This window comes from Paenibacillus chartarius (genome assembly GCF_042432825.1).
GTDB lineage: Bacteria > Bacillota > Bacilli > Paenibacillales > NBRC-103111 > Gordoniibacillus > Gordoniibacillus chartarius.
Map to the genome: position 1 here is coordinate 14,118 of NZ_JBHLWN010000002.1, position 20,843 is coordinate 34,960.

Here is a 20,843-nt window from a genome sequence, read left to right on the forward strand (position 1 = left end):
GGCCAGAGTGCGTGCAGCCGTACAGGCCCCACACACTCTAAGCACAGGAACAGTAGGCAATCAGAAAATAAATTCGATATCCTCCGACGCATCCTCATCGCTCACGGAGTTTTCCGCTACTTGCATATCCAGCAGCCGCAGCTCGGGCCGTTCGGAAATTTGCGACAGCAGCAGCTGAAAATCATCGGTGAGCTGCTCAACCAAGCTTCTCGTAAACAGCTTCGTGCAATATTCGAAATGCCCCCGGATCCCGTCGTCCTCCAAGGCGATCTCCAGCGTCAAATCAAACTTGGCGATCGTATGCTTTTGCTCGTATGGCGTGCCATGCAGCGAATCGACGCCGATTTCCGGCATTTCCGTATTTTGCAGGACGAACATCGTATCGAACAGAGGATTACGGCTTGCATCGCGGGCGAGCTGCAGCTTGCCGACCAGCTCCTCGAACGGATAGTCCTGGTGCTCATACGCCTTCAAGGTCGTTTGCCGGACTTCCTCGAGGAAGCTGAGGAACGTCTTCTCACCCGCCGGATAATTGCGGATGGCCAGCGTATTGACGAACATCCCGATGAGCGGCTCCAGGTCGGCATGCGTTCTGCCGGCGATCGGCGTGCCGACGATAATGTCGGTTTGCCCCGAATATTTGTGCAGCAGCACGGTATAGGCAGCCAAAATGACCATGTACATCGTCGTGCCGGTGTCGGCTGTCAGGCGCCGCAGGCCTTCACAGACGTTCGCATCGATGGCAAAATCGACCTTATCTCCGTGATGGCTTTGCACGGCCGGTCTTTCGAACGATGTCGGCAGCTGCAGTACCGGCAATTCGCCGCTGAACGCTTCCAGCCAGTAGGCTTCCTGCCGCTTGAGCCGTTCGCTCTCGCGCTCCGACTGCTGCCATGCGGCGTAGTCTTTATATTGAAGCCGCAGCGGCGGCAGCTCCTCGCCCTTATATGAGCGGACAAACTCTTCCACCAATATGCCCATGGAAACGCCGTCGGAGATAATATGGTGCATGTCGAACAGCAAAATGCGGCGGTTAGCCTCAAGCTCGATCAGACCTACCCGCAGCAGCGGCGGCTTGTCCAGCTCGAACGCGCGAACGAAGCGGCGGATGATGTCGTCGGCGTCATCCCCGTTAGCCCGGCTGTACTCTACGTTGAACGGCGTTTCCGCATGTACCCGCTGTACCGGTTCACCGTGTACGGTCTCAAAGCCTGTGCGCAGCGTCTCGTGCCTTGCGATCAGCTGACGGAACGCCGCTTCGAATCGCTCCAAGTCGAGCGGCCCGTCAAGCGTCATCGCGCCGGGCATATTGTAGCTGAGCTCCGCGTCTTCCATTTGATGCAGCAAATACAGACGCTTTTGCGCCGAAGATACCGGATAGAAGTCCTTTACCTCGGCAGGCGGAATAGCAGAATACGAGCTTTGCTCCATCGCTTCGAGCTTTTGCGCCAGTTGTTCGATCGTAGGCGATTCGAATACGTCGCGCAGCGGAACACTTCGGTTCAGCTCTTTATGAATGAGTGTCACAAGGGTCGTAGCCCGCAGCGAATGGCCGCCGAGGTCGAAGAAGTTGTCCTTCACGCCGATCGTCCGGACGCCGAGCACCTGCTGCCAAATACGTACCAGCTGCGCTTCCGTCGGCGTTCGTGGCGCTGTATAGTCCGCTCCGGTTTGCACGCTTTCTTCCGGCGCCGGCAGCGCTTTGCGGTCCACCTTGCCGTTCGAAGTCAGCGGCATCCGTTCCAGCTGCACGAAGTAAGTCGGGAGCATGTAGGCAGGCATGACTTGCGACAGCTCGCTGCGCAGGCCGCTCACGGACAGCGGCTGCTCCGCCACGAAATACGCGGCGAGCTGCTTCTGTCCGGCTCCGTCCTCGCGGGCGATCACAATCGCTTCCTGGACGGCTGCCGCCTTCGCCAGCTGCGCCTCGATCTCGCCCAGCTCGATCCGGTAGCCGCGGATTTTCACCTGGTGGTCGATCCGGCCCAAATATTCCATACTGCCGTCAGGGAGCCATCTCGCAAGATCTCCCGCCCGGTACATCCGCTCGCCAGGTGCGAACGGATTGTCCACGAACTTCTCCGCGGTCAGGTCCGGACGGTTCAAGTACCCTCTCGCCAAACCGTCGCCCGCCACGTACAGCTCGCCGGCCACACCGACAGGCACCGGACGACGTTGTTCATCCAAAATGTACGTCCGCAGCGTCGGAATCGGTTTTCCGATATTGCTCTTGGCCTGCTCGATTTCGGCTTCCGTAATTTCTTTGTACGTAACATGGACCGTCGTTTCCGTGATGCCGTACATATTGATCAATTGGACATCCGGGTAGACTGCCTTCCAGTCCTTCAGCAAATACGGGCTTAACGCTTCGCCGCCGAAAATGACCTTTCGCAAGCTCAACTGCGCGGCTTCGCCTGCGGACAATGCTTCTTGCAGCAGCTGATAGAAATACGTCGGCGTTTGGTTCAAGATCGTCACCTGTCGCTCATGCAGGAGCTTCAGGAACTGCTTCGGACTTTTTGCGGTTAACGATGGAACGATGACGAGCTTCCCTCCGTACAGCAGCGCACCGTACATTTCCCATACCGAGAAATCGAAGCAGAACGAATGGAACAGCGTCCATGTGTCCGAGGCGCAGAAATCGAACAAGTTCTTGTCGTTGAACAGCAGCCGGACGACATTTTTATGCTCGATCAGCGTGCCCTTCGGCTTGCCGGTTGTCCCCGACGTATAGATGACGTAAGCCAGATCCTTCGGTCCGCTCGCCGGCGCGAGGTTCACCGCTTCCCCTCCGTACGAAGCCTCGTTGTCGAGCTCGATCACTGCACCGGCGAACGTTACGCTATCCCGCAAATGTCTTTGCACCAGCAGCAGCTTGGCTCCCGAATCGTCCAGCATGAAGCGGATGCGCTCCTGCGGATATTCCGGGTCAATCGGCACATAAGCGCCGCCCGCTTTCAAGATCGCGAGAATGCCGACGACCATCTCGATCGAACGCTCCGCCATAATCCCGACCAGCTGCTCGGACTGCACGCCCTCCGCACGCAGCGTATGCGTCAGCCGGTTCGCCCGCTCGTTCAGCTCCCGGTAAGTCAGCACGCGACCTTCATACTCGACGGCCGCCTGATTCGGTGTGCGCTCCGCCTGCTCTTCGAACAGCTGATGGATCGTCATCTCCCGCGGATAATCCGCGTCTGTGCCGTTAAAGAGCTCTGTTATTTGCTCGCGCTCATCCGCCGTAAGCAGCTCCAGCTCGCTCACGCGAATGTCGGCATTTTCGGCGATTTGTTCCATGATGCGAACCAAATGCCCGCGAATCCGTTCCATTCCCGCTTTGTCATATACGTTTGCATTGTATTCCAGCTGAATTTCAAGCTCTTCGCCGGGAACGACAATCACGTTAAAATCGTAATTCGTCTGATCGGCCATCTCGACGTCCGCGATGTCGAAACCTGCCGGGTCGCGGCTTCCCAGCTGCTGCATTTGCTGCTCGACCGGATAGTTTTCAAACACCAGTATATGGCCGACCAAGCCTTGCTTTTGTTCGGTCAGCGCCTGAATCTCATACAACGGATACGTATCGTAAGCCTGGGAGGCCAGCGCCTGCTCCTGCACTCTGCGCATCGCTTCCGCGAACGTGTCCTCCGCTTTGCAGCGGACGCGCACCGGAATCGTGTTGATGAACAAGCCGATCATCGATTCGATGCCGGGAATTTCCGCCGGTCTTCCCGAGACGACGCTGCCGAACACCACGTCCGAAGTCCCGTTGTACTTGTGAAGCAGAATGCCCCAGACTGTTTGCATGAGCGAGTTCATCGTCACCTGCTGGCGCTTCGCAGCCTGCTCGAGCGCCCGGGTCAGCTGGCCGCCCAGAGAGAACTCCAGCTTCTCTCCAGCATATTCCGCCGAATTGCCGGCCGTGTTCGCCAGCGGCAGTACCGTCTGATGCTCATAGCCCGCCAAATAGCCGCGCCAGTAATTCGCCGCCGCTTCGCGGTCCTGCCGCTCCAGCCACTCGAGATACTGGCTGTATGGCCATACCGCATCTATCTCGGGCTGACGCCGCTGCACGATGGCAAAATAGGTCTCGAACACTTCCTTCGCGACTAAAGACAAGCACCAGCCATCCATCAATATATGATGGAAGCTCCACAGGAACCGGTACGTATCGGTATCGGTGCGCACAATCGACACGCGGATCAGAGCGTCCTGGGCCAGGTCAAAGCCGCGGGCTTTGTCTTGTTTGCCCATCGCCGCAACATACGCATCGCGTCTATCCGCATCCATGCCGCGAATATCTTCATAGTAGAAGCCTCCCGCTTTGCTCCGGTAAACGACCTGCAGCGGCTCCGTGTTCCATCCGCTATAGAAGTTCGTCCGCAGTACGGCATGGCGTTCCACCAATTGCTCCAAACTTTGGGCGAATGCTCTGACGTCCAGACTGCCTTGCAGCGTAAACGAAGCTTGTTCGAAATAAGCCGCCGATTGCGGCTCCATCAAGCTGTGGAACAGCATTCCCTTCTGCATCGGCGTCAGCGGATACACGTTCTCGATCTCGCCGATGTGTCCGGTATGCTCCGCGATCCGCTCCAAATCTTCGATGGACAGGCCTTTGAACAAGACGTCGCTTGGCGTCAGCTCGACCCGTTCCTTCGCCGCACAATGCGCGAGGACTTCCTTCAGGCTCTCGCCAAGCAATCCGGCCAGCCGTTCCATCGTCTCTCTTCGGTATTGCATGCCGCTGTAGTCGAGCGTCAGCGCCAGCTTCCCGCCGGCAATCATACCGCTCACGTCGAGCGCATGCGTTCGGGCCAAGCTGTCGCTGACCGACCGGCCGCTCGGATACGGCGATACTTGCAAAGCGTTGTTGTGCAGGTCCTGGTCGAATTGGCCCAAGTAGTTAAAGCTGATATCGGGCTTCGCCGCGAATGCGCGGGCTCTCTTGTCATCCGGGTGAACCGACATATATTTGAGGATGCCGTACCCGATCCCCTTGTTCGGAATGCGGCGCAGGCCCTCCTTCACGCTCTTGATGCGGTAAGCCAAAGGCTTGCCCGCGTCCATCTCCAGCACGACAGGATACTGGCTTGTAAACCAGCCTACCGTGCGTGTGATGTCGACATCCGGGATAATCGGCTCCCGGCCGTGCCCCTCCAGCTCGACCGCCACCCGCTGCAGGCCTGTCCAGCGGTGTATGGCGAGACCGAGCGCCGTTAACAACAGGTCGTTCACTTCCGTGTTGTAGGCCCGGTGCGCCTGCTTCAGCAGCAGCTCGGTCTCCTCCTGCGTCCACTGTACCGTTATAGCTTCGCTATCCCGCATCAACGCATGTTCTTGGGCAAAATCGCGGGGCAGCGGCTCGCAATCGGCTGCGGCAAGCTGCTCCCAGTAAGTACGTTCGGCCTCCATGGCAGGGCTTACGGCGTAAGCCGACAGCCGCTCCGCCCAAGTCCGGAACGAGTCCGTCTTGGCCGGGAGCCGGATGTCCGCCCCTTGCAGAGCCTGCTCATAGGCGGCGCTAATATCTTCGAACAGGATCCGCCAGGATACCCCGTCAATCGCCAAGTGATGGACGACGATCAGCAGATGGTCCCCGTCGTCGCAGCGGAACAGCCCAAGCTTCAGCAGCGGCCCTTCCTGCAGATCGATGCTGCGCTGCAGCTCGTTCGCTTTGGCTTCAATTGCTTGCGCGCAGTCCGCCACTCCGCGGAAATCGATTGTTTCCATGCTGTACAGCTCGCCTTCCGAAATGCCGCGGTTATAGGCCGTAACTTCGCGATCGCTCTGGCGGAAGACGAGGCGCAAAGCGTCATGATGCTCGGCGATCGCCCGCATCGCCTGCCGGAGCGCTGCCTCGTCGTAGCCGTCCTCCCGGTACAGCGTGACCGCTTGGTTGAAGTGATGGAGATCGGCGAACGAATTTTCGAAGAACCAGCGCACAATCGGCGTAAGCTTCGACTCCCCTGTCACTTCACCCTGATCCGCACTTCTGCCGACCGGCTGCACGAACGGGCTCAATGCCGCCACAGTCGGATATTGGAACAGATGCTTAATTTCCAGCTTGTAACCGGCCTGATGCAGCCTCGACGATACTTGGATCGATTTGATCGAGTCGCCGCCGAGCTCAAAGAAATTGTCCGAAATCCCTATCGCCTTTACGCCCAATACCGTCTGCCAAACCGAGACTAAAGCTTGCTCGACGGCGGTTCGCGGCTCGACGTACGGTTTGCCGGTATGCAGACTCTCTTCCGGTGCCGGCAGCGCCTTGCGGTCCACTTTGCCGTTCGGCGTAAGCGGCATGTGCTCGAGCTGCACGAAGTACGATGGGAGCATGTACGCCGGCAGCTGCTGCTCCAGCTCGCTGCGAAGCTCGCTTACGGTGAGCGGCTTGTCCGCTACGAAATAGGCGCACAGCTGCTTCTGTCCGGCTTCGTTGTCGCGGGCGATAACGACTGCTTCCCGTACGACGGCCAACTTCGCGAGCTGCGCTTCGATCTCGCCGAGCTCGATCCGGAAGCCGCGGATCTTCACCTGCTGGTCGATCCGCCCGATATATTCGATGTTGCCGTCCGGCAGCCATCTTGCCAGATCCCCCGTCCGGTACATTCGCTCTCCCGGAGCAAACGGATTGTCTGCGAATTTCTCCGCCGTTAGCTCGGGCCGGTTCAAGTAGCCTCTTGCCAGCCCGTCGCCCGCCACGCACAGCTCGCCCGCTGCGCCTATAGGCTGCAGCTGATTGTCCGCGCCGACAATGTACACCGACGTGTTGCTGATCGGCCTTCCGATCGGCACGTTTGCAGCTGCCGCAGCAATCTCATCGATCTCGTAATACGTGGCGAATACCGTACTTTCCGTCGGACCGTACACGTGCGTTAGCTTGCCCCGGCCCAATTCGTGCAACGCTCTTCTGGCATGCTCTACCGATATGCGCTCGCCGCCGAACAGCACCTTCCGGACGTGGCGCAGGCAGTCGATGTTGATGTCGACCAGAACGTTGAACAACGCTGTCGTAATAAACATGACGGTGATATGCTCCCGCGCGATCATGGCCGCCAGAGCTTCCATATCCAGTACGTTTTGCTTGGAGCTGAGAACGAGCCGGGCTCCGTTCAGCAGCGCGCCGAAGATGTCGAAGGTCGAACCGTCAAAGGCGTAGCTGGACAGCTGCAGCAAGGTATCCCGTTCGGTAATGTCGATATAGTTCGTGCCCCGAACGACCCGCACGATATTCCGGTGCGTCGTCAAATTGCCTTTCGGCTTGCCGGTCGTCCCCGACGTATACATAACGTATGCCAGGTTGTCCGGTCCGCCCGCCCGTTCCGGGTTCGAAGCGTCCTTGCCATATGCAGCCGGATCGTCAAGCACCATGATCCTGCCTGCATACGATTCGCCGGCTGCGCGCTCCCGCAAGCCGCTTTGCAGCAAGAGCAGCGTTGTCCCCGAATCGTCCAGCATGTAGCGGATCCGCTCCTGCGGATACTCCGGGTCGATCGGCACGTAAGCGCCGCCGGCCTTCAAAATCGCAAGAATGCCGACGATCATCTCCATGGAGCGTTCGGCCATAAGGCCGACCGGCTGTTCGGCCTGTACGCCTTCGGCACGCAGCGTATGCGCGAGCCGGTTCGCCCGCTCGTTCAGCTCCCGGTACGTCATCCGGCTTCCTTCGAATACAAGCGCCGTCTGCTCGGGCACCTTCATCGCCTGCTCTTCGAACAGCTCCGGAATCGTCATTTCCCGCGGATAATCCGACGATGCGGCGCCCCATTCGTCCAGCAGCTGCGACTGTTCGTCGGCTGTCAGCAGCTCCAGCTCGTTCACGCGTATTTGCGGATTTTCGGCGATCTGCTCGATGATCCGAACGAGATGCCCTTGAATTTGCGCCAGCTCCGACGGATCGTATGCATGAGCATTGTATTCAAAATGAATTTCGATATTGTCGCCCGGCATAACGACCAGGTTGAAGTCATAGTTCGTCTGCTCTGCCGAACGCACGTCAACGATATCGAAGTCTGCCGCCCCGCCCCCGCCGATCTGCTCAATCTGACGCTCTACCGGATAGTTTTCAAACACGACGATATGGTTGATCAAGCTCATCTTTTGCTGACTCAGCGCTTGAATTTCATACAGCGGGAACGTTTCGTACAATTGGGACGACAGTGCTTGTTCCTGTACGGCCTGCATCACGTCCGCGAACGTCGCTCCGGATTCGCAGCGGACGCGGACGGGAATCGTGTTGATAAACAGCCCGACCATGTTCTCGATGCCCGGAATTTCCGCAGGTCTTCCCGATACGACGCTTCCGAACACCGCGTCCTGTGTGCCGTTATATTTTTGCAGCAAAATGCCCCATACCGTCTGGATCAGCGTATTCAAGGTAACTTGATAACGCTTCGCGGCCTGATGGATGCTTCGAGTCAGCATCTGCCCCAAGCTGCAGCCCATCTTCTCGAATACGTACGCTGCCGGTTTGTGCTGCGCCTTCGTTTGCGGAAGCTCCGTCTGATGCTCGTAGCCCGCCAAATAGCCGCTCCAGTAGCTGGATGCCGCCTCCCTGTCCTGCCGCTCGAGCCATTCGATATACCGGCTGTACGGATATGCAGCAGCAAGCGGCGGCCGGCTCCCGCGCACGTAGGCAAAGTACGATTCGAACACTTCTTTTGTAATCAGCGACATACACCAGCCGTCCATCAAAATGTGGTGGAAGCTCCACAGGAAGCGGTACGTTTCGTCCCCGGTACGCCAAATCGATACACGCATCAGCGCATCCTCGGCGAGATCGAAGCCGATGGCCCTGTCTTCATTTTCCATAGCTTCTACATACGCTTCGAGACGTTCCGCATCCAAATCCAATTCGCGCAGATCTTCATAGGCAAAGCCTGCCTTCCGGTTCCGGAAAACGATCTGAATCGGCTCGTCCTGCCAGCCGCTGTAGAAGTTCGTGCGCAGGACAGCTTGACGCTCCGCCAAATCGTCCAGGCTTTTCTTGAAGGCTTCCACATCCAGGCGGCCCTTCAAGGTGAATGCGGTTTGCTCAAAATAAGCCCCCGACTGCGCATCCATCAGGCTGTGGAACAGCATCCCCTTCTGCATCGGCGTCAGCATGTACACATTCTCGATTTCGCCGATATGGGAGGTTTGGTCTGCGATTCGCTCCAGTTCCTCGATGGTCAGCCCTTTGAACAGAATGTCGCTCGGGGTCAGCTCGGTCCGTTCCTTCGCCGTGCAATGCGCGATCACTTCCCGCAGGCTAATCCGGAGCTTCTCGGCGAGCCGCTCCATCGTTTCCTTGCGGTACATCTTGCCGCTGTAGCTAAGTGTCAGCGTCAATTGCCCGCCTGCGATCATACCGTTGACGTCGAGAGCATGGGATCTGGTCATCCCCCCGCTTACTTCCGCGCCGCACGAATAAGTCGACAGCTGCAAATCGTTGCTCTGCAAGTCCTGATCGAATTGTCCGAGGTAGTTGAAGCTGATGTCCGGCGCCGGCGCTTGACGGAGGAATGCAGCGCCGTCCGCTTGCGGCGACATGTATTTGAGAATGCCATAGCCGATCCCTTTGTTCGGAATATTGCGCAGGCTCATCTTCACGCGTTTAATCCGGTACGGCAAGCCCTTGTCCGCTTCCATCTCCAGCACAACCGGGTATTCGCACGTAAACCATCCGACCGTGCGCGTGATATCGATATCCGCACCGATCGGTTCCCTGCCGTGTCCTTCCAGAGTTACCGCCACCTGCTCCAAGCCGGTCCATTCGTGAACCGCCATCCCGAGCGCCGTCAGCAGCAGGTCGTTCATGTCGGTGCCGTAAGCCCGGTGCGCCTGTTTCAGCAGAAGCTCCGTTTCCGCTTGCGTCCACTGCACCGTAACGGCCTCGCTGTCCTGCATCAATGCGCGCTCTTGGGCGAAATCGCGCGGCAGCGGCCGGCTTGCCGCTTGTGCGATCCGTTCCCAGTACGCCCGCTCACTCTCCATGGCCGGGCTTCCGGCATATGCGGCCAGCTGCTCCGCCCATAAGCGGTACGAATCGGTCTTTTCGGGAAGGCGGATAACTTGACCGCGCAGCGCCTGCTCGTAGCCCGCCGCCAAATCCTCGAACAGGATGCGCCATGACACGCCGTCTACCGCCAGATGGTGAACGACGATCAGCAGATGATCCCCGTCCGTGCAGCGGAACAGCCCAAGCTTCAGCAGCGGCCCTGTCTGCAGGTCGATACAGCGCTGCAGCTCGTTTGCCTTCGCTTCGATCGCCTGCGCGCAGTCCGCCATACCGCGGAAATCCAGCACATCGAGGCTGTAGAGCTCTCCTTCCGCAATGCCGCGGTTGTATGCCGTATAACCGGATTCCGTCCGGCGGAACACGAGACGCAGCGCATCGTGGTGCTCGGCGAGCTTCCGCACGGCTTGACGCAGCGCCGCTTCATCGTAGCCTTCCGGGCGGTACAGCATGACCGATTGGTTATAATGATGCGGCTCGTCGAACGACTGCCCGAAGAACCAGCGCTGAATCGGCGTCAGCAGCGCCTCTCCCTTCGCTTCTCCCTGGTCGGCTCGCCTTGCGACCGGCTGCACGTAAGGGCTGAGCTCCGCCACAGTCGGGTATTTGAACAAATGCTTGATTTCCAGCTTGTAGCCGGCTTGCTGCAGCCGTGAAGCGACCTGAATCGACTTGATCGAGTCCCCGCCGAGCTCGAAGAAATTGTCGAGCACGCCGATCGCCTTCGTGCCGAGCACCGCCTGCCACACCGCAACCAAAGCCTTCTCCACCGGCGTCCGAGGAGCGATATAAGCCGCACCGGTCTGTACGCTGCCCTCCGGCGCGGGCAGCGCCTTGCGGTCGAGCTTGCCGTTCGGCGTAAGCGGCATCCGCTCCAGCTGTACGAAGTAGGACGGCACCATGTATGCGGGCAGCGCCTCAGCCAGCGCACTCCTCAGCTCGCTAACGGCGAGAGGCTTCTCCGCAACGAAGTACGCACACAGCTGCTTCTGTCCGGCTTCGTCTTCCCGCGCGACAACGACCGCCTCTTGTACGAATTCCGCTTTCAGAATTTGCGCTTCCACTTCGCCCAGCTCGACCCGGTTGCCGCGAATTTTCACCTGATGGTCGATCCGGCCGATGTATTCGATATTGCCGTCCGGCAGCCGTCTTGCGAGGTCGCCGGTCCGATACATCCGCCCGCCCGGTACGAACGGGTTGTCGGCGAACTTCTCCGCGGTCAACTCCGGCCGGTTCAAGTAGCCGCGGCCTACGCCGGCGCCGCCGATCATCAGCTCGCCCGGAATGCCGGCAGGCTGCAGCACACCGTGCTCGTTCAAAATATACACGTTCACGCCCGGCAGCGGCTTGCCGATCGGCAGACTGACAAGACCGTTCATATCTTGATCCGGCTGCGTCTGTTCGAAATAGCTCGAATCGATACAAGCTTCCGTTACGCCGTAGCTGTTCAGTATGCGCATCTGCGTCCCGAACCGGCTTGCAAGCGTCCGGAACGACTCCGGCGGGAACCGGTCCGAGCCAACGATCAGCGTCTGCAGACTGTCGATGTTCAGGCCGTTCTCGTACACATAGTCCATAAGCGGAATGACGAGCGACGGTGTCGATTCGAACATGTTGACCTGATGCTCCGCGATCAGCTCGTAGATCCGCGCAGGATCGAGCCGCGCGTGGCCGGGACATAGAATCAGCTCGCCGCCGTGCAGCAAGGCGCGGACGAAATCGCCGGTGAAGACATCGAAGGAGAAGCTGGCCCACTGCAGAATACGAATGCCGGCTTCGTGCAGCCGATATTCGTGCTTCCAGGCCCGGGCCATTGCCGCTACCTGCCTGTGCTCGATCATGACCCCCTTCGGGTTGCCCGTTGTGCCCGACGTATAGATCACATACGCCAAGTGCTCGGGTCCGGCCGCCGGCTCCAAGTTCGATCCGTCCTCATGATACGCAGCCGCATCGTCCAGCTCGACCACCGTGCCCGCAAACGGCGCGCGTTCCCGCAAGCCGCTTTGAAGCAGCAGCAGCTGCGCTCCGGAATCGTCCAGCATATAGCGGATGCGCTCCTGCGGATATTCCGGATCTATCGGCACGTAGGCGCCGCCGGCTTTCATAATCGCGAGGATACCGACGATCATGTCGAGGGAGCGCTCGGCCATAATGCCGACCAATTGATCGGCCTCTGCGCCCGCAGCGCGCAGCGTACGCGCCAGCCGGTTCGCCCGCTCGTTCAGCTCCCGGTACGTGAGCCGGCTATCCTCGCAGATGGCTGCGGTGTGCTCCGGAGTCCGCTCCGCCTGCGCCTCGAACAGCTGCGGAATCGTCTTGCCGCCCGTATCGTCCGCCTCCAACGCGGCCGCCGAAGCACCGAGCAGCTCCGCTTTTTCTTCAGCCGTCACCAGCTCCAGCTCGCTTACGCGAATGTCCGGATTGGCTGCGATTTGTTCGACGATGCGGAACAAATGCCCGCGAATTTGCTCCATACCCGGCCGGTCATATACGCAAGCATTGTATTCCAGATGAATGCCGATCTCGCTGCCGGGCACGACAACCAGATTGAAATCGTACGTAGTCAAATCAACCGACTGGAAGTCCGTGAAATCGAAGCCGGCCGGTTCGCCGCTGCCAATTTGCTCGATTTGCCGTTCTACCGGGTAGTTTTCAAACACCACAATATGATTGAACAAGTCCTGCTTCCGCCCGTTCAGCGATTGAATCTCATAGAGCGGATATGTTTCGTATACTTGAGACGCCAGTGCCTGCTCCTGAACGTTCCGCATAATATCCGCAACGCTTTCGCCCCCTTCGCAACGGATGCGCACCGGTATCGTATTGATGAACAAGCCGATCATCGTCTCAATGCCGGGGATTTCCGCCGGCCTTCCCGATACGACGCTGCCGAACACCGCGTCCTGCGTTCCGTTATACTTCTGCAGCAGGATCCCCCAAGCCGTCTGCATCAGCGTGTTCACGGTAACCTGATGGCTTTTGGCGACGTGATGGATCGCGCGGGTCAATTTTTCGTCGAAGAAGCCGTCCACTTTTTCCAACATATACGGTTCCGCCGAATCTCTTGTCTTCGCCTGCGGCAGCACCGCTTCATGCTCATACCCCGCCAAGTAGGCGCTCCAATAGCCGGATGCGGCTGCACGATCCTGCCGTTCCAGCCATTCGATATACCGGCTGTACGGATTTGCCGCAGCGAGCTCGGGCTGACGATGCCGGACGATGGCGAAGTATGCTTCGAACACGTCCTTGGCCACCAGCGACAAGCACCAGCCATCCATGAGAATGTGATGGAAGCTCCACAGGAACCGGTACGCCTCGTCACCGGTACGCACAATTGCCAGACGCATGAGCGCATCGTGAGCCAGATCGAAGCCTCGCGCTTGGTCTTCATTTTGCAATGTCTCGACCTGCGCCGCCCGCCGTTCCTCGTCCAGACCGCGTAGATCCTCATAGTGAAAGCCGATCCGCTTGTTCCGGAATACGACCTGCAGCGGCTCGTCCCGCCATCCGTTGTAAAAATTCGTCCGCAGCACGGCATGACGCTGCGCGAGCGCATCGAGGCTGAGCTTGAACGCCTCTACATCCAGCCTGCCATGCAGGGTGAATGCGGTTTGCTCAAAATAAGCCCCCGACTGCGCATCCATCAGGCTGTGGAACAGCATCCCTTTTTGCATCGGCGTCAGCATGTACACGTTCTCGATCTCTCCGACATGTGCGGTTTGCGTCTGAAGCCGCTCGAGCTCCTCCATCGTCAGCCCCTTGAACAGGACATCGCTCGGCGTCAGCTCTGTCCGCTCCTTCGCTGCACAGTGCCCGATAACTTGACGCAGGCTCGTTTGGAACAGCCCGGCGAGCCGCTCCATCGTTTCCTTCCGGTACATGCCGCCGCTGTAGCCTAACGTCAGCGTCAATTGTCCGCCTGCGATCATGCCGGTGATATCTAGCGCGAAGGACCGCTTGTGCCGTCCGCTGACGGCTTGGCCGCCGGAATACGGCGACAGCTGCAAGGCGCTGCTCTGCAAGTCCTGATCGAACTGGCCGAGATAGTTGAAGCTGATTTCCGGCGCCGGTGCTTGATGGAGACTTGTGACGCCATCCCCTTGCGAAGACATATACTTGAGAATGCCGTAGCCGATCCCTTTGTTCGGAATTTGACGCAAGCTTTCCTTCACATTCTTGATCCGGTATGTCAGTTCTTGGTCCGCTTTCATCTCCAGTACGACCGGGTATTCGCACGTAAACCATCCAACCGTGCGCGTCACGTCAATATCCGTACCGATCGGCTCCCTGCCGTGACCCTCCAGGCTCACCGCCACCTGCTCCATACCGGTCCAACCGTGAACCGCCATCCCGAGCGACGTCAGCAGCAGGTCGTTCATGTCCGTGCCGTATGCCTTGTGCGCTCGCCCGAGCAGCCGCTCCGTCTCCTCCCGCGTCCACTGCACCGTAACAGCCTCGCTGTCCTGCATCGACGCGCGCTCTTGCACGTAATCGCGGGGCAGCGGCTTGAACTCGGCTTGCGCAATCCGCTCCCAATACGCCCGCTCTAGCTCCATAGCCGGACTGTCGGCATAAGCGGCCAGCTGCTCCGCCCATAAGCGGTACGAATCCGTCTTATCCGGAAGACGGATGTCCCTGCCGCCTAACGCCTGCTCGTAGCCCGCAGCCAAATCCTCGAACAAGATGCGCCATGACACGCCGTCTACCGCCAAATGGTGAATGACGATCAGCAGATGATCCCCGTCCGCGCAGCGGAAGAGCCCGAGCTTCAGCAGCGGTCCTTCCTGTAAATCCATGCCGCGCTGCAGCTCGTTCGCCTTCGCTTCGATCGCCTGCGCACAGTCCGCCATGCCGCGGAAATCCAGCACATCGAGGCTGTAGAGCTCGCCTTCCGCGATGCCGCGGTTATATGCCGCAAAGCCGGTTTCCGTCTTGCGGAACACGAGGCGCAGCGCATCGTGATGCTCGGCGAGCCTCCGCACGGCTTGGCGCAGCGCCGCTTCATCGTAGCCTTCCGGGCGGTACAGCATGACCGATTGGTTATAATGATGCGGCTCGTCAAACGATTGCTCGAAGAACCAGCGCTGAATCGGCGTCAGCAGTGCCTCTCCCTTCGCTTCTCCCTGGTCCGCGCGCCTTGCGACCGGCTGCACGAATGGGCCGAGCTCCGCCACGGTCGGATATTTGAACAAATGCTTGATTTCCAGCTTGTAGCCGGTCTGATGCAGCCGTGAAGCGACCTGAATCGATTTGATCGAGTCGCCGCCGAGCTCGAAGAAATTGTCGAGCACGCCGATCGCCTTCGTGCCGAGCACCGCCTGCCACACCGCAACCAAGGCCTGCTCCGCCGGCGTCCGAGGCGCAACATATGCCGCGCCCGTCTGTACGCCGCCTTCCGGCGCGGGCAGCGCCTTGCGGTCGAGCTTGCCGTTCGGCGTAAGCGGCATCCGTTCCAGCTGTACGAAATATGAAGGCACCATATAGGCAGGCAAAGCCTCGCCAAGCACTTTCCGCAGCTCGCTAACGGCCAACGGCTTATCCGCGACATAATACGCGCAAAGCTGCTTTTGTCCGGCTTCGTCCTCCCACGCGACGGCGACCGCCTCTTGCACGAACGCCGCCTTCAACAGCTGCGCTTCCACTTCGCCGAGCTCGATCCGGTGACCGCGGATTTTCACCTGATGGTCGATCCGGCCAATGTACTCGATATTGCCGTCCGTCAGCCTCCTCGCGAGGTCGCCGGTCCGGTACATCCGCCCGCCCGGCACGAACGGGTTGTCGACGAACTTCTCCGCCGTCAGCTCCGGCCGGTTCAAGTAGCCCCGGCCAACACCGGCGCCGCCGATAAACAGCTCGCCCGGAACGCCGATCGGCTGCAGTCCGCCGTGCTCGTTCAGAATATACATCCTCACGCCCGGCAGCGGCTTGCCGACCGGCAAGCTTGGCAGGCCGGCATAGCTCCGGGATCGCACATCCGCCTGCTCGAAATAGCTCGAATCGATGCACGCTTCCGTTACGCCGTAGCTGTTCAAAATGTGCATCTCCGCCCCGAACCGGCTGAATAGCGTCTGGAACGCCTCCGGCGGGAACCGGTCGGAGCCTACGATCAGCGTTTGCAGACTTTCGATATTCAGCTTGTTTTCGTATACGTAATCCATCAGAGGAATGACAAGCGCCGGCGTCGATTCGAACATGTTCACCTGATGCTCCGCGATCAGCTCGTAGATCCGTGCAGGATCGAGCCGCGCATGGGCAGGACACAAGATCAGCTCGCCGCCGTGCAGCAAGGCCCGAACGAGATCGCCGGTAAAGACGTCGAACGAGAAGCTCGCCCATTGCAGAAGACGGAAGCCGGCTTCATGCAGCCGGTATTCGTGCTTCCAGGCTTTGGCCATAGCAGCGACCTGCCTATGCTCGATCATGACGCCCTTCGGGTTGCCGGTCGTACCCGAAGTATAGATTACGTACGCCAAATGATCCGGTCCGCAAGCCGGCTCCAAGTTCGACCCGTCCTCATGATACGCCGCCGCAGCGTCCAGCTCGACAACCTTGCCCGTGAATGCTATGCGATCCCGCAACCCGCTCTGCAGCAAAAGCAGCTGCGCTCCCGAATCGTCCAGCAGATAGCGGATGCGCTCCTGCGGATAATCCGGATCGATCGGCACATAGGCGCCGCCTGCTTTCATAATGGCGAGGATACCGACGATCATCTCAAGGGAGCGTTCGGCCATAATGCCGACCAATTGATCGGCCTCCACACCGGCAGCGCGCAGCGTGCGCGCCAGACGGTTCGCCCGCTCGTTCAGCTCCCGGTACGTCAGCCGGCTGTTCTCGAAGACGACGGCCGTATGCTCCGGAGTCCGCTCCGCCTGCGCCTCGAATAGCTGCGGAATCGTCCGCTCTTCGTCCTCCCCCGTGTCCGCCTCCGGCGCTGCAGCCGATTCTCCGAGCAGCTCCGTTTTCTCCTCCTCCGTCACAATCTCAAGGGAAGCGAGCGCAGCTTCCGGATCGTCCGCCAAGGCTTCGATCAGCCGCGTATAATGCTTGGCGAGCCGCGCGACGGTATCCGGCTCATACAAAGCAACGGCATATTCCATACTGCAGGACAGTGTGCCGTCCGTTTGCTCCATCGCGTTCAGCGTCAAATCAAACTTGGCTGCCGTATGACCGCCGGTATAAGGCTTCAGCTGCAAGCCGTCCATGCTCAAATGGACCTGTTCGACGTTTTGCAGGGCGAACATCGTGTCAAACAGCGGATTGCGGCTTAAATCCCGTTTCAAGTTCAGTTTGTCCACCAGTTCCTCGAACGGATATTCCTGATTCTCGTAGGCTTTCAGCACCGCTTCTTTCATTTCCCGCACGTAATCCGCGAACGTCTTCTCGCCCGACGGGAAGCTGCGGATCGCGAGCGTGCCGACAAACATACCGATCATCGCTTCCAAATCGGCATGCGTTCTGCCGGCAATCGGCGTACCGACGACGATGTCGGTTTGCCCCGTATATTTATGAAGCAAGACCGTGTAAGCCGCGAGCAGTACCATGTACAGCGTCGCTCCGGTTTGCGAAGCGATCTTCCGCAGGCCCTCCATCTGTGCCGTGCCGACCGCAAATTCATACAGTGCGCCTTCATAGCTTTGCACGGCCGGTCTCACATAGTCGGTCGGCATATCGAGTACCGGGATTTCACCGCGGAACACATCGAGCCAGAACGACTCCTGCCGCTGCATGCGCTCGGTATGCACCTCCGACTGCTGCCATGCCGCATAATCCTTGTATTGAATCCGGAGAGGCTGCAGCTCATGACCGGCATACAGCTCCACAAACTCTTGAATCAGAATCCCCATGGACACGGCGTCCGAAATCATATGATGCATATCCAGCAGCAAAATATGACGCTCGCGCTCAAGCTCGATAAGCCCCACTCTCAGCAGCGGCGGCTTTGCCAGATCGAACGGGCGCACGAACGCGCGAATAAGCGCATCGGCTTCCTCTTGCTCCGCCTGCAGGTACTCCACGCTAACATCCGCATCGCGGTAAATCCGCTGCACCGGCATGCCATTTTCCAGCTCAATGCCGGTCCGCAGCGTCTCATGCCGCACGATCAGCCGGCGAAGCGCCTCCTCGAGCCGCTTCTTGTCCACCGGACCGTCCATGGCAATGGCCCGCGGCATGTTGTAGCTCAGCTCCGCACCTTCCAGCTGGCTCAAGATGTACAGCCGCTTTTGCGCGGAAGAAACCGGGTAAACGTTTCTTTCTTCGATGACGGGAATGGCCGTATACGCCGTTCGCTCCGCGCCTTCGATCACTTTCGCCAGCTGTTCGACCGTAGGATGCTGGAATACGTCGCGCAGCGGCACGTTGCAATTCAGCTGCTTGTAAATTTTGGAAACGAGTGCTGTTGCCCGTAACGAATGGCCCCCGAGCTCGAAAAAGTTGTCCTTGACGCCGATTTTCCGCAGCTTGAGCACGTCCTGCCATATTTGCGCAAGCTCTACCTCCAGAGGAGTGCGCGGTTCCACGTATTCCGTTCCGGTCTGAAGACCGCCTTCCGGGGCCGGCAGCGCCTTGCGGTCGATTTTCCCGTTCGTCGTCAGCGGCAGCCGTTCCAGCTGCACGAAGTAGGATGGAATCATATAGCCGGGAAGATCTTTCGATAAGGCAGCTCGCAGCTCGGCCGCTTCAAGCGGTTTGCCCGCAGTGAAATAAGCACACAGCAGCTTCTGTCCGCTTTCGTCCTCCCGCACGATGATTTTTGCTTCGCCGACCCCTTCGCACGCATTCAACCGGCTCTCGATTTCTCCCGTTTCGATGCGATAGCCGCGGATTTTGACTTGATCGTCCGCCCGGCCGATGTATTCGATATTGCCGTCAGGCAGCCAGCGTCCCAAGTCGCCGGTCCGGTACATCCGCTCTCCAGGCCGATATGGATTCGGAATAAATTTCTCCGCGGTCAGCTCCGGACGGTTCAAATACCCTCTCGCCACACCGGCGCCGGATATGTAAATTTCCCCGATGGTTCCGATCGGAACCAGCTTCATCTCCGCATTCAAGATCGCGATCGTTTGATTCGGCAGCGGCTCGCCGATCGGCACATTGGCCCGCTCGTCCCCTTCTTTAACTTCCCCCCGATAAATGGTAGAGTCCACGCAGCATTCCGTCGGTCCGTACACATTCGTCACTTGGATGCCGTCCCTGCCGTACTTCGCCATTTCCAGAACGGTCCGAGTCGGTAAAGGCTCTCCCCCGATGACAAAATGCTTCACGCCGATCCTGCGGTTCATCGCTTCGGCCGTCTGCAGCAGCAGCGATAAGTATGTCGGCGTACCGTCCGCGATATCGATGTCGTGCTTTTCAAAATAGGCAATCAGCTTTTGCCCGTCGAGGCGAGTCTCCTCAGGTACGATATGGAGCGTCCGACCCATCAGCAGCGACCCGTAGATCGGCTTCACAGACATATCGAACACATACGGCGCCAGCTGGGCCATATTGCGGTAATGCTCCCGGCCTTCATAGATGATGCCGAACAAGCTCAACGTCAAATTGACGACGCTGCGGTGTTCGATCATAACCCCTTTCGGCTTGCCCGTCGTGCCTGACGTATAAATGACATAGGCCAGGTGATGAGCTTCGCTTACGGGCTCCAAATTGCTGCCGTCCGGGTGGTAAGCTTCTTCCTGATCCAGTACGACAATTGTGCCGTCATAAGAGACCCGATCCTGCAAGCGCCGCTGTGTCAGCAGCACCCGGGCCCCCGAATCGTCCAGCATAAAATGAATCCGCTCCTGCGGATATTCCGGATCGATCGGTACATAGGCGCCCCCGGCTTTCAAAATACCGAGCATCCCGACGATCATTTCAAGCGACCGCCCGGTCATCATCCCGACCAATTGATCGGCCTGGACGCCGGCGGCCCTGAGCGTACGCGCCAAACGGTTCGCCCTCTCGTTCAGCGCGCGGTACGTTAGACATTCATCCTCGTATACGGCCGCCACCCGATCAGGCGTTCGCTCCACTTGCGCTTCAAACCACTGATGAATCGTAACATGCTGCGGATAGTCCGCCTCGGTTTGATTGAATTCCACCAGCAGCTGATGTCGTTCGGCTTCGCTAAGAATGTCGATACGCCGTATTTCCAGATCGGGCTGAAACAACACCTCGGCAAACAGACGATCGACATGCTCCGCCATGCGGCTGATATACTCCCGTTCATACCGGTTTGCGTCATACTGTACATCCAAAAGGATGGAGCCGCCCTGCAGCTCAAAATGAAACCGCAGCCCGGTCGCCGCTTGATCGGAAACCTGCTCCGAATGCAGCGAATTCAATGAAACCATCGTATGGATCATAGGCAGCCCTGCCGTGTCGTATTCTACACTTAGCTGACCGGCCATCGTTTGAAACGGGATATTCTGATGCTCGACCGATTCGCGAACGGATGCGTTTAATTGCGTCAGCACGGTTCGGAAGGAGCTCGCGCCGCTGATCTGATTTTTAATCAGGATGAGCGGGTTGACGAGCGCGGCATTCGGCACTCCGACGGCCGGAGTGGCTACGATTATATTTTCTTCAAACGTATAGTGATGCAGCAAGCATTCGACCCCGGCCAGCAGGATCGAAAACAAGCCGATATCGGAGCCGTTTGCAATGGCGAGCATTCGCTCCGCCGTCCGGGACGGGAAAGGATAACGGACGCTGTTGATGTTTCGATGCATGGCGCCGCTCTTCGAGGCTCGGGTATACGGCAGACAGATGATAGTGTCGTCTTGAGTGAATCTATGGCTCCAAAAAGCTCTCGTTTTCTTCATTCATCATCGCTCCCATACGCATAGGATTTCATAGAGAGTGTGCT

1 protein-coding gene is annotated in these 20,843 nt (G+C 58.8%); it reads right to left on the reverse strand.

Translation table 11 applies throughout. The features are described from left to right. Window positions 1–60 precede the first annotated feature (60 nt). Complete coding sequence (locus ACFFK0_RS00285) at window positions 61–20,799, reverse strand: non-ribosomal peptide synthase/polyketide synthase (RefSeq protein WP_377467460.1); 20,739 nt, start codon at window positions 20,797–20,799, stop codon at window positions 61–63. Window positions 20,800–20,843: the final 44 nt, after the last annotated feature.

What these genes read in the sequence shown, in the direction of transcription:
- ACFFK0_RS00285 (WP_377467460.1), bottom strand. Translation starts at nt 20,799, where the DNA reads ATGAAGAAAACGAGAGCTTTTTGGAGCCATAGATTCACTCAAGACGAC.